The sequence below is a fragment of the Mycobacteroides immunogenum genome (assembly GCF_001605725.1).
GTDB classification, from domain to species: Bacteria; Actinomycetota; Actinomycetes; order Mycobacteriales; family Mycobacteriaceae; genus Mycobacterium; species Mycobacterium immunogenum.
Genome location: NZ_CP011530.1, coordinates 3,499,211 through 3,514,299, shown reverse-complemented (window position 1 = coordinate 3,514,299; position 15,089 = coordinate 3,499,211). Strand labels below are relative to the sequence as shown.

Here is a 15,089-nt window from a genome sequence, read left to right as displayed (position 1 = left end):
GTGAAATTGAGCGGACGCGCGTTCGCTCAATCCTCACGGTACGGTCAATGACTATGTTCTCGAAGGTTCTTGTCGCCAACCGCGGTGAGATCGCGATCCGTGCATTTCGTGCCGCCTACGAACTGGGTGCCGAAACCGTCGCTGTCTACCCGTATGAAGACCGCAACTCGGGTCATCGGCTGAAAGCCGACGAGGCGTACCAGATCGGTGAGAAGGGCCATCCGGTCCGCGCTTATCTTTCGGTATCCGAGGTTGTCAACGCCGCCAAGAACGCCGGTGCCGACGCCATCTATCCCGGTTACGGCTTCTTGTCCGAGAACCCAGATCTGGCCGCGGCGTGCGCCGAGGCCGGCATCACCTTTGTGGGGCCGCCCGCGGACGTCCTGGAGCTGACGGGCAACAAGGCCCGCGCCATCGCCGCCGCGCGTGAGGCAGGGCTGCCGGTACTGACGTCCTCGCCGCCGTCGGCGTCGGTTGACGAGCTGCTGACAGCCGCCGAATCGATGGAATTTCCGGTGTTCGTCAAGGCGGTCGCCGGCGGAGGCGGTCGCGGAATGCGCCGGGTCGCCGAGCGTGATCAGCTGCGCGAGGCGATCGAGGCGGCCAGCCGCGAGGCGGAGTCGGCCTTCGGTGACCCGACGGTTTTCCTGGAGCAGGCCGTCATCAACCCGCGGCATATCGAGGTGCAGATTCTCGCCGATACCGCGGGCAACGTGATCCACCTCTACGAGCGCGACTGTAGCGTGCAGCGGCGCCACCAGAAGGTGATCGAGCTCGCCCCGGCGCCCAACCTGCCCGCCGAACTGCGCGAGAAGATCTGTTCGGACGCGGTCGCTTTCGCTCGTCACATCGGCTACAGCTGTGCCGGGACCGTCGAATTCCTGCTCGATGAGCGCGGTCATCACGTCTTTATCGAGATGAATCCGCGGATTCAGGTGGAACACACGGTGACCGAGGAGATCACCGATGTCGATCTGGTGGCCAGCCAGTTGCGCATCGCTTCCGGCGAGACGCTCGATGACCTTGGTCTGCACCAGGAGACATTGGCGGCGCCAAGGGGATTCGCCTTGCAATGCCGGATCACCACCGAGGATCCGGCCAACGGCTTCCGTCCCGACACCGGTCGCATCACCGCTTACCGCAGCCCCGGCGGTGCGGGCATCCGCCTCGACGGCGGTACCACGCTGGGTGCCGAGGTGGGCGCGCATTTCGACTCGATGCTGGTGAAACTGACCTGCCGTGGGCGGGATTTCCAGACCGCGGTGGCCCGTGCCCGCCGGGCGGTCGCCGAGTTCCGTATCCGTGGCGTCGCCACCAATATTCCGTTCCTGCAGGCGGTCTTGGACGACCCAGACTTCCGTGCCGGTCATGTCACCACCTCGTTCATCGAGGAACGTCCGCAATTGCTGACGGCGCGGTCCTCCGCAGACCGGGGCACGAAGATCCTCAACTATCTGGCCGACGTCACGGTCAACAAGCCGCACGGGGCCAAGCCCTCCAAGGTGTACCCACATGACAAGCTGCCCGCTGTCGACCTGTCGGTACCGCCGCCGGACGGCTCGCGTCAGCGCTTGCTGGCCCTGGGGCCAGAGGGATTCGCCAAGGCGTTGCGGGATCAGAAGGCGGTCGGCCTGACCGACACCACCTTCCGTGATGCGCATCAGTCGTTGTTGGCCACCCGGGTGCGCACCACCGGCCTGTTGGCGGTCGCGCCGTACGTCGCTCGCCTGACTCCCGAGCTGCTCTCGATCGAGGCCTGGGGCGGCGCGACATACGATGTGGCGCTTCGTTTCCTGAAGGAGGACCCCTGGGAGCGGCTGGCGGACCTGCGGGAGGCCATCCCGAACATCTGTCTGCAGATGCTGCTGCGCGGCCGCAACACAGTGGGGTACACGCCCTATCCGGAGACGGTGACCAAGGCGTTCATTCGCGAGGCGAGTGCCACCGGGGTCGATATCTACCGAATCTTCGACGCGCTCAACAACATCGATGCCATGCGTCCGGCAATCGACGCGGTGCGTGAGGTCGGCACTTCGGTGGCGGAAGTTGCCATGTGTTACACCGGCGATCTGTCGAACCCCGATGAAAACCTGTACACGCTGGACTACTACCTCAAGCTCGCCGAGCAGATCGTCGACGCGGGTGCGCATGTGCTGGCGATCAAGGACATGGCGGGCCTGCTGCGCCCGCCCGCCGCCGCGACCCTGGTGACGGCACTGCGTTCGCGGTTCGACCTGCCCGTGCATGTGCACACCCACGACACCGCGGGCGGGCAGTTGGCCACGTACCTGGCGGCCTGGCAGGCGGGGGCCGACGCGGTGGATGGCGCTGCGGCGCCCATGGCCGGAACCACCAGCCAGCCCTCGCTGTCGGCGATTGTGGCGGCGGCCGCGCACAGCGAGTACGACACCGGGGTGTCGCTGACCGCCGTATGCGATTTGGAGCCGTATTGGGAGGCCTTACGGAAGGTGTACGCGCCCTTCGAATCCGGACTTCCATCACCGACCGGCCGGGTGTACACACACGAGATCCCGGGGGGCCAGCTGTCGAACCTGCGCCAACAGGCCATCGCGCTGGGGCTGGGTGATCAATTCGAGGAGATCGAGGCACGTTACGCGGCCGCCGACCGGATGCTCGGTCGTTTGGTCAAGGTGACGCCATCGTCGAAGGTGGTGGGAGACCTGGCGCTGGCACTGGTGGGAACCGGCGTGAGTGCCGACGAATTCGCCTCGGACCCAGGACGTTTCGATATACCCGAATCCGTTGTCGGGTTCTTGCGCGGCGAGCTCGGCGACCCGCCGGGAGGCTGGCCCGAGCCGTTCCGGTCCCGGGCGCTGGAGGGGCGCGGACCGGCCCGTGCCGAGGTTGCGCTGAGCGCCGACGACGAGGCTCAGCTCGATGCCGACAGCTCGACGCGACGTGCGGCGCTGAACCGGTTGCTGTTCCCCGGGCCCACCAAGGAATTCCTGGCGCACCGCGAGCAGTACGGCGACACCTCACGGCTTTCGGCGAATCAGTTCTTCTATGGGCTGCGCTACGGCGAGGAACATCGCGTCAAGCTGGAGAAGGGTGTCGAGCTGCTCATCGGGCTGGAAGCCATCTCCGATGCCGACGAGCATGGCATGCGCACCGTGATGTGCATCATCAATGGGCAGTTGCGGCCGGTGCAGGTGCGTGACAGGAGTATCGAGAACGCGGTGGCCAGCGCGGAGAAGGCTGACCGGGCGAATGCCGACCATGTGCCCGCACCGTTCGCGGGTGTGGTGACGCTCAACGTGGTCTCCGGCCAAGAGGTATCGGCGGGGGAGACCATCGGCACCATCGAGGCGATGAAGATGGAGGCCTCCATCACCGCACCCAAGGCGGGCACTGTCGCGCGGGTGGCGCTGGCGGAGACCGCTCAGGTCGAGGGTGGAGATCTGCTGGTGGTGATCAGCTGACCCGGATCATCGCCGGTACCGCGGGCGGACGCCGGATCGCGGTGCCGCCGAAGGGTACCCGGCCGACCACGGATCGGGTGCGTGAGGCGCTGTTCAGCATGCTGGAGGCGCGCCTGGACTTCGAGGGGATCGTCGTGCTTGATCTGTTCGCGGGTTCGGGTGCGTTGGGGCTGGAGGCGCTTTCGCGCGGTGCGCGGCACGTGACCTTCGTCGAGTCGAATGCCGCGGCGTCCAAGGTGATCTCGGCCAACATCGCGGTGGTGGGGTTGCCCGGTGCCGAGTTGCGGCAATCGCCGGTGTCGACGTTCCTCACGACATCACCCAACCGTGCCTATGACCTGGTATTGGCTGATCCGCCGTATTCGGTTTCCGCTGAAGAGGTTTCGGCCCTGCTGCGGCGGCTGACCGATCACTGGGTAACCGACGAGGCGCTGGTGGTGCTGGAGCGTGACGCATCGGGGCCGGAAGCGGTGTGGCCGGATGGCTGGGAAGTGACCTCTCGCAAGTACGGCGGTACGCGACTCGAGCTGGGATCTCTGTAACCGCCCAGGCAATCCACAGCCACCGTTTACCTATCGGGCGCAGACTTCTCGTCATGACCCCGTTGCAGCGGTATATCGCGGAAGAGATCGCTACGGACCATATCGAGGGACTGTTGACGCGTCGAGAGGCGTTCCGGCGGCTCGCACTGCTGGGTGTCGGTGCCGCTGCCGCCAGTGCGCTCATCGCTGCCTGCGACACCGAGAACAAGCCGGCCGGGACGCCGGCCCCGACCGCCGCGGGTTCCTCGTCACCTCCGCCCGGCATGGACAAGGCGGTCGCGACCGAGCCGATCACCTGGAGTGGTCCCGGTGGCACATTGCAGGGCGCCTGGGCGACGGCCGCCCAGCCGCGCGGCGCGATATTGGTGATACATGAGAACAAGGGCCTGACCGATTGGGTTCGCTCCGTCGCGGGACGGATTGCGGGCGTGGGGTATTCGGCGCTGGCCATTGACTTGTTGTCCGAAGAGGGGGGCACGTCGATGTTCAAAGACCCCGCGGAGGCGACGGGCGCACTGGGCAAGATCACGCCGGAACGGTTTGTCGCCGATCTGAAGTCGGGTGTGGACGAGATTCTGCGACGGGTTCCGGGGAAGCCTGCCGGTGTGGTCGGCTTCTGCTTCGGTGGTGGCCTGGTTTGGCAGCTGCTGAGTTCGGGGGAGGCCCGGCTGGCCGCGGCCGCCCCGTTCTACGGCCCGCTTCCGGACAACCCCGACTTCTCGCGGTCCAAGGCCGCTGTCCTGGCTTTCTACGGCGAGCTCGATAAGCGAGTCACCGCGTCGAAAGACCAGGCCGCCGCCGCGCTGCAGCAGGCCGGATTGGTGCACGAGATCGTCGTCGAACCGGGGGCCGATCACGCCTTCTTCAACGACAGCGGGCCGCGCTACAACGCCACCGCGGCGGTGGATGCCTGGCAGCGTCTCACCGGATGGTTCGGCCAGCACGTCGGCTGAAGGACACCTAGACTGGCTGCCCATGTGGTGTAAAGCGGCAGCGATAGCGGTGGCTTCTGGCCTGGTGTCCCTCGCCGCCGCGGGCGTCGCGCTGGCCGACGACGGCGATGCCCCGGCCCCGCCCGCACCCGCCGTGCAGTCGCCCGTGGCCAGTCTGCTGCCGGGGGGCGCGCAAACCGCGGTGGCACCGTCGGTGGCCAGCGACGCGTTGTCGGCCGGGTTGCCTTCGCAGGTAGCAGGTTTGGGGGCACCCGGAGGTCCGCTGTCGGCGGAAGGGCCGTTGTTGTCGCCCACCGGTCCGCTCTCGGCCAACGGACCGCTGACCGCGTCCGGTGGGCCATTGGCGGCAGACGGACCCGTGCTCTCGCCAACGAGCCCGGTATCGCCGGTCAACGGAATCTGTGGATCGGGATCGCTGCTGAAGTCCGTTACCGACCGATTCTCGGGTGTGATTCCCGAGAGCACCCTGGCCTCCATGCAGAATCAACACCCCGCCGGTACCAGCAAATGTCCGCAGCCCCCGCCGGCGGACAGTCCGGATCCGGCCTCGGATCAACCGGTGGGATAACCGCTCAGCTAATCTTCCGGGGTGGGGCCAAAAGGGTGGACGTCGCTAAGCGCAATCATTGCCGTCCTCGTGCTCGGACTGACCTTCCTGTTCGGTCAGGCCTACTGGGGTAGGCACACGATCGCAGGGGATCCTGAGCCGGCCCACGATCTGCCGTCCTACGCGGAACTGCTGGTGCCGGTGCGGGCCGAACATGCGGGCGCCCTGCCCCGCACGCAGGATGCGGCGAAGTGGAGCCTGGACGGCATCAGGCTGCCCGAGGGGCATCTGATCGCGAGTGTGAGCGGACGTCCACTGGCGTGGGTGAGTAACAGCACGGTGCTGGATATCGAATCGCTGTGGCTGCGCCTGGCCGGCCGATTCGACCGAACGGGTCTGTGGCCCTTGGCTTCCAGTGATTCCTGGTCAGACCCTCAAGACCAGGCATGGCGGGCTGATCCCGCCGATGTGTCGGCAGTCGACGCGAGATCCTTTCTGGCTAAACAGGTGTTGTCATCCGGCGCATCGGCCATCGATGTGCCGGTCACGCCTATCACGCTCAATCAGCGCACCCAGCTACCGCAACGTGCGCTCCCAGTTACCGGAGATCAACTGAGACAAGGATCTTTCCTGCTGCTGGTGCCGGTGACCCGGCCCGCCGACACACTGAATGCCCTGGGCTGGACCCATGGCGTGAACTACGACATCACGGAGGCGGAACTGTCGGCGGTGCTCCGCTCCTGGGAAGACAGATTCGGCGCGGTGGTCACGACGGTGGACCTGGCATCGATCGAGGTGGAGGTGACGCGTCCACCGGGTGCCGACCTCGCGACTGCGGTCGGTTACGAGCACTACGGCTTTTGTCCCGACAACATTGACCAGGGAGCGGGCACGCTGAGCGCGTACGCCCGCCAGATCAGCACGGCCCGAACCTGGAGTTTCTGGTGGGACTAGTGCGTGGCCGAACTAGTCTGAGCCGGGTCGGTGCGGGTGCTAGTGGGAGGGCGTCAATGCGTTACGGCAGTGTGGTGGTGGGTAGTGCGGTGTTGGCCGGTGCATGTCTGGTGGGTTGCTCGTCGGGCGGGGGCGTGCACCGCGACTCGCAGATCAGTCATCCGGTACCGATTTCGGAGAGTGCCGCGCCGGCGGCAGGTCCCCGTGTCGTCGTCAACGGCACGGTCAGATCGGTCGAGAATCAGGTCGAGTGTGTTACCGCCGCAGAGATGACCTTTGTCAACATCGGCAGCGATAACGACGGCATTGCCGCCAGGCTGACGGCGGGCGAGCGCCCATCGCTGGAAAGCCTGACTCTCGGTGTCGTAGACGGTCAGCCGGTGACCTATCGCTCGTCGAATGGCGGAGCAAAGCCGACGGTCACAAAGTCGGGCCAGTCCTACAAGATTGCCGGCCCCGCGACGGCCGGCCTGAGCACGCCGGCGACCTTCGAACTCGAGTTCACCTGCCCGGCCAGATAACGGAATCGTGTTAAGCGCATAACGCACTGAGCGAATTGCGCCCTATAACTGCGCATTTGCGTTCCCGAGGAAATACCCTTGGTTCCATGACTACAAGTGTCGGGCAGGACCTCGTCAAGCATCTCTGGAAATCCGCGTTGGTATCAGGAGTTTTGGCGGTAATTATCGGCGCACTGGTGCTGATATGGCCTCAAATCACCGTGCTCGTCGCCGCGTACGCCTTCGGCGCGTATCTCTTGATCTCCGGTGTCGCGCAGGTGGTGTTCGCCTTCACGCTGCCGGTGTCGTCGGCTGGTATGCGGGTATTGCTGTTTCTCACCGGTGTGGTCTCCTTCATCCTGGGTGTGCTGTGCTTCAAGAGCGAGTTGAATTCGCTTCTGTTGCTGGCCATCTGGATTGGTGTCGGCTGGATCGCGCAGGGTATCGCGGGCACCATCACCGCCGTTGGTGACAAGGAACTGCCTGGCCGGGGCTGGCAGATCTTCAGCGGGATCATCTCGACGATCGCGGGCGTCGTGCTCATCGTCTACCCGATCAGCTCGATCTTCACGCTCGCGCTGGTGGTCGGCATCTGGCTCATCGTGATCGGCGTACTGCAGATCGGTAGCGGTATCGGCATTCGCTCGGCCACAAAATCTGCCGTATGACAGGAGCCGTGTGCCCCGGCTCGTTCGATCCGGTGACCCTTGGGCACCTGGACGTGTTCGAACGAGCCGCGGCACAGTTCGACGAGGTGATCGTCGCCGTGCTGATCAACCCGAACAAAGCGGGCATGTTCACTATTGACGAGCGCATCGAGATGATCCGTGAGTCCACGGCCGATCTGCCCAATCTGCGGGTCGAATCGGGGCAGGGTCTGCTGGTTGATTTCGTCAGAGAACGTGGCATGAATGCCATCGTCAAGGGGTTGCGCACCGGTACCGATTTCGAATACGAGCTGCAGATGGCGCAGATGAACAAGCACATCGCCGGGGTGGACACGTTTTTCGTCGCTACCGCACCCGCGTATTCGTTCGTCTCGTCGTCACTTGCGAAGGAGGTGGCGACCTACGGGGGAGATGTCTCGGCGTTGCTGCCGGCTTCTGTTCATCAACGACTTCTCGGGAAACTGCGTGGCCAGGCACAATAGAAAACAGGCCGCGCAGAAATAGCCGACACACCGGTCAGCTAGCACGGTCACAGGAGTCACACCAGGCACACTGGTAACAGTGGAAACTCGCGTGAAGGGTGTAGCCGTGTACCGAGTATTTGAAGCGCTCGACGAACTGGGCGCCATTGTGGAAGAAGCGCGCGGCGTTCCGATGACCGCCGGATGCGTCGTGCCCCGCGGCGATGTCCTCGAACTGATCGACGACATCAAGGACGCGATCCCCGGCGAGCTCGACGACGCCCAGGATGTTCTGGATGCCCGCGACGCGCTGCTGCGTGAGGCCAAAGAGCATCACGAGACAGTGATCGGCAATTCGAACGCCGAGGCCGAGCAGACACTCGGCCACGCCCGCAACGAGGCAGATCGGCTGCTGGCCGATGCCAAGTCGCAGGCCGACCGCATGGTCGCCGAAGCCCGCAACCACGCCGAGCAGACCGTCGGCGAAGCAAGGGAAGAGGCGGCTCGCACGATCGCCAACGCCAAGCGCGAGCAGGAAAGCACCATCGCACGCGCCAAGGCAGAGGCAGACCGCCTGGTCGATTCGGGTAACGCGTCCTACGACAAGGCTGTGCAGGAAGGCATCAAGGAGCAGCAGCGCCTGGTGGCTCAGACCGAGGTGGTTCAGGCAGCGAACGCCGAGTCCACCCGGCTGATCGACGCGGCACACGCCGAGGCCGATCGCCTGCGTGGTGAATGCGATATCTACGTCGACAACAAGCTGGCCGAGTTCGAGGATTACCTCAACGGCACGCTGCGTTCGGTGGGCCGTGGGCGCCACCAGCTGCGTACCGGTGCGGGGACCCACGACTACGTGCAGCGTTAACTCGCGATGAGCCGCTGGGGGGAAGAGCGTTAACATAAGTTTCATGCCGGGACCTTTCGTACTTGATGTCCTGGCCCTTGGGCTGGGGCGACGCCCCGGGTCGATGCGGGAAATCGAACGCACCTTTGCCAGCCCGGTGCGTATCGGTAACGACCTCATCGCGATCCCCGAGGGCGCAGACGTAGACATGGATCTGCGGGTCGAATCGGTGTCCGAGGGTGTACTGGTCACCGGAACCATCTCCGGTGATCTGGCCGGCGAATGCTCACGCTGCTTGGAACCCATCAGCGGCCACGCGGATGCGAGCCTCACCGAGCTCTTCGCGTATCCGGACAGCGAGACCGAGGCGACCACCGAGGAAGACGAGGTACATCGGGTCGTCGATGGCCTGGTTGATCTCGAGCAGACGATCGTCGACGCGATCGTGCCCGACCTGGAGCTCGCACCGGTCTGCCGGCCGGACTGCCCGGGGCTATGCCCCGACTGCGGGATCGCTTTGGCGACAGCCGAACCCGGTCATCATCACGACAAGATCGACCCCCGCTGGGCCAAACTGGCCAACTTCGGTGATGACCAGTGAGTCCCGCCCCAGCCAATCGCCACGACGAGCTGCGCGCGGCGATTGGTGTACAGCTCGGTGATGAGCTGCTCACGCTTGCGCTGACTCATCGCAGCTACGCCTACGAGAACGGTGGTCTGCCCACCAACGAAAGGCTCGAGTTTCTCGGGGATGCCGTCTTGGGGCTGACGATCACGGAAACGCTGTACCGCCGCCACCCGGACCGATCCGAAGGCGATTTGGCCAAGCTGCGCGCCAGCATCGTCAACACCCAGGCACTCGCGGGTGTGGCCCGCGGCCTGACCGGCGATGGATTGGGCGCGCATCTGCTGCTGGGCAAGGGCGAGGAAAACACCGGTGGCCGCGACAAATCCAGCATCCTTGCCGACGGCATGGAATCGATCCTGGGCGCGGTTTATCTCGAACATGGCCTGGAGATCGCCCGCACGGTGGTGCTGAGGTTGTTCAGTGAGCTGCTGGAGACGGCTCCCAAACTCGGCGCGGGTCTGGATTGGAAGACCAGCCTGCAGGAATTGACCGCGGAAAAGGGCTGGGGTGCGCCGGCGTATGCGGTCACCTCGACCGGTCCGGATCACGACAAGGAGTTCACCGCCACCGTGATGGTCAATGACGTCGCACACGGTGTGGGGGTCGGGCGGTCAAAGAAAGAGGCCGAACAAAGGGCCGCTTCGGAGGCCTGGAACGGCATCAGCGGGTCGAGTGCCTGAGCTTCCCGAGGTGGAGGTGGTTCGCCGCGGACTGCACCACCACCTCGTCGGCAAGACCATCGCGTCCACCGCGGTGCACCATGACCGCGCCGTGCGCAGGCAGCCGGGCGGGTCGGTTGAACTCACCGGACTGCTCACCGGACAGCAGATCACCGGCACCGGTCGGCGGGGGAAGTATCTGTGGCTCAACCTCGATGGCCCACACGGCGCTCAGGCGCTGGTGGTGCACCTGGGGATGAGCGGTCAGATGCTCATCGGACCGATTGCCAAGCCTCAGCATCTGCGCATCGCCGCCACACTCGATGACGGAGCGATACTGAGCTTCGTCGACCAGCGCACCTTCGGCGGCTGGATGGTGACCGACCTGGTCACCGTGGACGGCAGCGAGCTTCCCGAGCCGGTCGCGCATATCGCGCGCGATCCACTGGACGAACTGTTCGAGGTAGGCGCTGTGGTCACCCGATTGCGGGGGAAGCACACCGAGATCAAGCGCGCACTGCTCGATCAAACGGTGGTCTCCGGCGTCGGCAACATCTACGCCGACGAGGCGCTCTGGCAGGCGCGGGTGCATGGGCGGCGCCTGACCGACGGCATGAGCCGTGCCAAACTCACCGAGGTCCTCGATAGCGCGGCTGCTGTCATGCGCCTGGCGCTGGCGCAGGGCGGCACCTCATTCGACGATCTGTACGTCAATGTGAACGGTGAATCCGGTTATTTCGAGCGCTCATTGGAGGCGTACGGGCGCGAGGGTGAGCCGTGCCGCAGGTGCGGACGGGCCATGCGCCGGGAGGCCTTCATGAACCGATCGTCGTACTTCTGCCCGAGCTGTCAACGGATGGTTGAACCCCGTTAATAGCGCGTCAAGGGCCCCATATGAGGGCGTCAAGGGGTCGTAAAGAACGCAGGTAGGGCCCATGGCCGGGACCATGATCTTGGCCGTGACTGATTTCTGGTACCTCGTCCTGACCGTGGTGTTGTTCGCCGCGTGCGTCGCCACCGTGCGGGGGTTGCAGTCCCGATGACCGGCACCGTGACAAGCATCGTGCTGATCGTTCTGTCGGCACTCCTGGTGATCTATCTGGTCGTCGCGCTGCTCGACCCGGAAAGGTTCTGACGGTGAATCCAGCTGTGGCAGCCGGTCTTCAGATCGGCTTCGTACTCATCGTGCTCGCCATCGCCTACGTCCCCTTGGGGGACTACATGGCGCGCGTGTTCACGGTCATCAAACACTCGTTCGCCGAGCGCCTCATCTACCGCGTCGGCCGGGTGAGCCCGGAGACCGAGCAGACCTGGGTCGGCTACACCCTGTCGTTGCTCGGGTTCTCGTTCGTGAGCGTGCTCTTCCTCTACGTGCTGCAACGCGCACAGGGAGTATTGCCACTCTCCGGTGACCTGGACGGCGTGAGTCCTGCGGTGGCGTTCAACACCGCGACCTCGTTTGTCACCAACACCAACTGGCAGTCCTATGTGCCCGAGAGCACCATGAGCAACCTGACTCAAATGGTCGGGCTCGCGGTGCAGAACTTCGTCTCAGCCGGTGTCGGTTTGGCCGTCGCCATCGCTTTCATCCGCGGGATCGTGCGTGTCAGCACCTCCGGTGAGCTGGGCAACTTCTGGGTGGACCTGGTGCGGGGGAACTTGCGCATCCTGCTGCCCCTTTCGTTCCTGGTCGCACTCATCTTGTTGTCGCAGGGCGTTATTCAGTCCGTGCACACCCACTTCGATGCCACCGCGCTCGATGGCGCCAGCCAGCATGTGGCCCTGGCTCCGGTCGCCTCGCAGGAAGCCATCAAGGAACTCGGCACCAACGGCGGCGGGATTCTGGGAGCCAACTCGGCGCATCCGTTCGAGAACCCCACACCGCTGTCGAACATCGTGGAAATCCTGGCGATCCTGATCATCCCGGTCTCGTTGACCCGCACCTACTCGACGATGGTGGGCGACCAGCGGCAGGGCATCACCATCTTGTCGGTGATGGTGTTCCTGTGGGCCGGCCTGCTGGCCTTCGTCACCTGGGCCGAATCGAGCCCGCGCGGTATTGCCGCGCAGGCGGCGGGCGCCATGATGGAGGGCAAGGAGGTTCGGTTCGGCATTCCGGCCACCACCCTGTTCGCCGTCAGCACCACCGGAACCTCCACGGGCGCAGTGAATGCGGCGCATGACAGCTTCTCGGCTGCGGGCGGCGGCGCGCTCATCCTGAACATGCTTTTTGGCGAGATCGCGCCGGGAGGTGTCGGAACGGGGATGTACGGCATCTTGATCCTTGCGATCATCGCCGTGTTCGTCGGTGGTCTGTTGGTGGGCCGCACTCCGGAATTCCTGGGCAAAAAGATCGGGCGCCGCGAGATGACGATGGCCGCCCTGTCCGTGCTGGTCATGCCCGCGCTGGTGCTTATCGGCAGTGGTATCGCCATTGCGCTCTCCACGACGCCGGGATACCAAGGCAACAGCGGGGATCCGGGTAGTCCGCAATCCATCCATGGATTCTCCGAAGTCCTCTACGCCTATGCCTCTGCTGCCAACAACAACGGCAGCGCGTTCGGCGGGCTCACCGTGACCAGCCACTGGTTCCAGGCCTCGCTCGGAGTCGCGATGGTCCTCGGCAGGTTCTTGCCGATCATCTTCACGCTGGCCCTGGCCGGTTCGCTGGCCGCCCAGAAGAGAACCCCGGTTTCCGCCGGGACCCTGCATACCCATGGCCCCATGTTCGCCGGACTGCACGCCGGCACAGTTCTTTTGGTGGCCGCATTGACCTTCTTCCCGGCGCTGGCGCTGGGACCGATCGCCGAGGCGGTGCTGTAGATGTCTGCCAAGAAGACAGTTGTTGCGTCGGGTGTCTTCGACCCGAAGCAGCTGATCAAGGCATTGCCGTTGGCTGTGCGCAAGGTCGATCCACGGCATATGGCCCGCAATCCCGTCATGTTCGTCGTCTGGGTAGGTTCGATCGCCACCACGGTGCTGGCGATTCTGCACTCGTCGGTGTTCTCGTGGTCGGTGACGGCATGGCTGTGGTTCACCGTGGTCTTCGCCAACTTGGCGGAGGCCGTTGCCGAGGGCCGGGGCAAGGCGCAGGCGGCAAGCCTGCGTGAGGTCAAACGGGACACGATGGCGCGCAAGCTGGTTGGTGACGGCGACGGTCACGAGCACGAGGAAGAAGTGCCCGGCAGCAGCCTGCGGCCCGGCGACCGGGTGGTCGTGGAGGCCAATCAGGTGATCCCGGGTGACGGCGATGTCGTCGAAGGTATTGCCACCGTCGACGAGTCGGCTATCACCGGCGAATCGGCGCCCGTGGTCCGCGAATCCGGCGGTGACCGCTGTGCCGTCACCGGTGGCACCACGGTGCTCTCGGACCGCATCGTCGTGCAGATCACGGCCGCGCCCGGTGAATCGTTCGTGGATCGGATGATCGCGCTGGTCGAGGGTGCGTCGCGGCAGAAGACGCCGAACGAGATAGCACTCAACATCCTGCTGGCATCGCTCACCATCATTTTCCTGTTGGCCGTCGTCGCACTGGGGCCGATGGGGAACTACGGCGGTAAGCAACAAGACCCGATCAACTTGATCGCATTGCTGGTATGCCTCATCCCGACCACCATCGGCGCGTTGATGTCGGCGATCGGTATCGCGGGCATGGACCGGTTGGTGCAGAAGAATGTGTTGGCCAAGTCCGGGCGTGCGGTAGAGGCCGCCGGCGATATCGACACACTCTTGATGGATAAGACGGGCACCATCACCTTCGGTAACCGGCAGGCGACTGCGTTCGTGGCGGCGCCGGGGGTGGACGACGCCACCATCGCGGCGGCGGCGCGGGCATCGAGTCTTGCCGACGAGACCCCCGAGGGCCGTAGCATCGTTGAACTCGCAGGTGCGGGTGAGGATGTCGAGGGTGAGTTCGTCGCCTTCACCGCGGCCACCAGGATGAGTGGTATCGACACAATCGATGGACGGCAGATCCGCAAGGGTGCTTCCGATGCCGTGTTCAATTGGGTGGCAAGCGATTCTGTCGGAGCCATCGGTACGGAGGCCGACGACCCGGTGGTGGTGGCGGTTCGCCGGGAGGCCAATCAGATCGCGAGCGAAGGCGGCACCCCGTTGGTGGTGGCAGAGAAGGACGCCGCCGGTGCCCGTCTGCTCGGGGTCATTCGGCTATCTGATGTGGTTAAGCCTGGTATGGCGGAGCGATTTGAGCAGCTGCGCGCCATGGGTATCAAGACCATCATGATTACCGGCGATAACCCGTTGACCGCCAAGCAGATTGCTTCAGAGGCGGGTGTGGACGATTTCGTCGCCGAGGCCACGCCGGAGGACAAGCTGGAGCTCTTGCGCAACGAGCAGAAGGCCGGCCGGCTGGTCGCCATGACGGGAGACGGAACCAACGATGCTCCCGCACTGGCGCAGGCCGATGTGGGGGTGGCGATGAACACGGGAACCTCCGCGGCCAAAGAAGCCGGCAACATGGTGGACCTGGACTCCGACCCCACCAAGCTGATCGATGTGGTGGCCATCGGAAAACAGCTCCTGATCACACGCGGAGCGTTGACCACGTTCTCTCTGGCCAATGATCTCGCGAAGTACTTCGCGATCCTTCCCGCGATGTTCACCGGCATCTATCCCCAGCTGGACGCGCTGAACATCATGCGGTTGGCCACTCCCACGTCGGCGATCCTGTCCGCCGTGATCTTCAACGCGCTCATCATCATCGCGCTGGTGCCGCTGGCGCTCAAGGGCGTTCAATACCGTCCGGTGGGCGCAGGTGAGCTGTTGCGCCGAAACCTGCTTGTTTACGGCCTGGGTGGCGTTGTCGTGCCGTTCATCGGAATTTGGTTGATCGACTTGGTGATTCGGTTCATACCGGGAATTGGGTGAGTGAGA

The 15,089-nt window shown here is 64.7% G+C and carries 15 protein-coding genes; all 15 read left to right on the top strand.

All coding sequences use genetic code 11. The features are described 5' to 3' along the window. Positions 1-53 precede the first annotated feature (53 nt). The 15 genes from ABG82_RS17290 to kdpB all read left to right on the top strand — a co-directional run bounded on the left by ABG82_RS17290 (position 54) and on the right by kdpB (position 15,083). On the top strand, positions 54-3,440 hold the full coding sequence (locus ABG82_RS17290) for a pyruvate carboxylase (RefSeq protein WP_043079064.1): 3,387 nt from the start codon (positions 54-56) through the stop codon (positions 3,438-3,440). Further along, on the top strand, positions 3,437-3,982 hold the full coding sequence (gene rsmD / locus ABG82_RS17285; protein WP_043079063.1) for a 16S rRNA (guanine(966)-N(2))-methyltransferase RsmD: 546 nt from the start codon (positions 3,437-3,439) through the stop codon (positions 3,980-3,982). Before ABG82_RS17290 ends, rsmD begins: the two co-directional genes overlap by 4 nt. A gap of 53 nt (positions 3,983-4,035) precedes the next feature. Then, positions 4,036-4,935 carry a dienelactone hydrolase family protein gene (locus tag ABG82_RS17280; RefSeq protein WP_043079062.1) on the top strand — a complete coding sequence of 300 codons (900 nt, stop codon included), beginning with the start codon at positions 4,036-4,038 and terminating at the stop codon, positions 4,933-4,935. Positions 4,936-4,957: 22 nt separating this feature from the next. Beyond that, the gene (locus ABG82_RS17275) at positions 4,958-5,503 is read left to right on the top strand and encodes a hypothetical protein (protein ID WP_043079061.1); all 546 of its coding nucleotides are present in this window, start codon (positions 4,958-4,960) and stop codon (positions 5,501-5,503) included. A gap of 54 nt (positions 5,504-5,557) precedes the next feature. Further along, on the top strand, positions 5,558-6,436 hold the full coding sequence (locus ABG82_RS17270) for a DUF4253 domain-containing protein (RefSeq protein WP_043079105.1): 879 nt from the start codon (positions 5,558-5,560) through the stop codon (positions 6,434-6,436). 56 nt (positions 6,437-6,492) lie between these two features. After that, positions 6,493-6,957 carry a lipoprotein LpqH gene (locus tag ABG82_RS17265; protein ID WP_043079060.1) on the top strand — a complete coding sequence of 155 codons (465 nt, stop codon included), beginning with the start codon at positions 6,493-6,495 and terminating at the stop codon, positions 6,955-6,957. A gap of 86 nt (positions 6,958-7,043) precedes the next feature. After that, on the top strand, positions 7,044-7,604 hold the full coding sequence (locus ABG82_RS17260) for an HdeD family acid-resistance protein (protein WP_043079059.1): 561 nt from the start codon (positions 7,044-7,046) through the stop codon (positions 7,602-7,604). Then, positions 7,601-8,086: a pantetheine-phosphate adenylyltransferase gene (gene coaD / locus ABG82_RS17255; RefSeq protein ID WP_043079058.1), complete on the top strand. Its 486-nt coding sequence runs from the start codon at positions 7,601-7,603 to the stop codon at positions 8,084-8,086. Before ABG82_RS17260 ends, coaD begins: the two co-directional genes overlap by 4 nt. 106 nt (positions 8,087-8,192) lie before the next feature. Further along, a complete protein-coding gene (gene sepIVA / locus ABG82_RS17250; RefSeq protein WP_043079104.1) occupies positions 8,193-8,930 on the top strand; it encodes a cell division protein SepIVA in 738 nt (245 codons plus the stop codon). A 43-nt stretch (positions 8,931-8,973) separates the two neighbouring features. Continuing rightward, the gene (locus ABG82_RS17245; protein ID WP_078343280.1) at positions 8,974-9,510 is read left to right on the top strand and encodes a YceD family protein; all 537 of its coding nucleotides are present in this window, start codon (positions 8,974-8,976) and stop codon (positions 9,508-9,510) included. Next, positions 9,507-10,217, top strand: coding sequence for a ribonuclease III (gene rnc, locus ABG82_RS17240; protein ID WP_043079056.1), 711 nt, complete (start codon positions 9,507-9,509; stop codon positions 10,215-10,217). The genes ABG82_RS17245 and rnc overlap by 4 nt, the downstream gene beginning before the upstream one ends. Further along, a complete protein-coding gene (mutM, locus tag ABG82_RS17235) occupies positions 10,210-11,070 on the top strand; it encodes a bifunctional DNA-formamidopyrimidine glycosylase/DNA-(apurinic or apyrimidinic site) lyase (protein ID WP_043079055.1) in 861 nt (286 codons plus the stop codon). Before rnc ends, mutM begins: the two co-directional genes overlap by 8 nt. 165 nt (positions 11,071-11,235) lie before the next feature. Further along, complete coding sequence (gene kdpF, locus ABG82_RS17230; RefSeq protein ID WP_078343279.1) at positions 11,236-11,331, top strand: K(+)-transporting ATPase subunit F; 96 nt, start codon at positions 11,236-11,238, stop codon at positions 11,329-11,331. Positions 11,332-11,333: 2 nt separating this feature from the next. After that, positions 11,334-13,019 (top strand): potassium-transporting ATPase subunit KdpA, encoded by a 1,686-nt coding sequence (gene kdpA, locus ABG82_RS17225; protein WP_043079054.1) that lies wholly within the window; start codon positions 11,334-11,336, stop codon positions 13,017-13,019. Further along, positions 13,020-15,083, top strand: coding sequence for a potassium-transporting ATPase subunit KdpB (gene kdpB, locus ABG82_RS17220; RefSeq protein WP_043079053.1), 2,064 nt, complete (start codon positions 13,020-13,022; stop codon positions 15,081-15,083). Positions 15,084-15,089 lie beyond the last annotated feature (6 nt).

Coding starts and splice junctions, on each gene's coding strand:
- ABG82_RS17275 (WP_043079061.1), top strand. CDS start 4,958: ATGTGGTGTAAAGCGGCAGCGATAGCGGTGGCTTCTGGCCTGGTGTCC.
- kdpF (WP_078343279.1), top strand. CDS start 11,236: ATGACCGGCACCGTGACAAGCATCGTGCTGATCGTTCTGTCGGCACTC.
- ABG82_RS17290 (WP_043079064.1), top strand. CDS start 54: ATGTTCTCGAAGGTTCTTGTCGCCAACCGCGGTGAGATCGCGATCCGT.
- ABG82_RS17260 (WP_043079059.1), top strand. CDS start 7,044: ATGACTACAAGTGTCGGGCAGGACCTCGTCAAGCATCTCTGGAAATCC.
- kdpB (WP_043079053.1), top strand. CDS start 13,020: ATGTCTGCCAAGAAGACAGTTGTTGCGTCGGGTGTCTTCGACCCGAAG.
- ABG82_RS17280 (WP_043079062.1), top strand. CDS start 4,036: ATGACCCCGTTGCAGCGGTATATCGCGGAAGAGATCGCTACGGACCAT.
- ABG82_RS17245 (WP_078343280.1), top strand. CDS start 8,974: ATGCCGGGACCTTTCGTACTTGATGTCCTGGCCCTTGGGCTGGGGCGA.
- ABG82_RS17265 (WP_043079060.1), top strand. CDS start 6,493: ATGCGTTACGGCAGTGTGGTGGTGGGTAGTGCGGTGTTGGCCGGTGCA.
- coaD (WP_043079058.1), top strand. CDS start 7,601: ATGACAGGAGCCGTGTGCCCCGGCTCGTTCGATCCGGTGACCCTTGGG.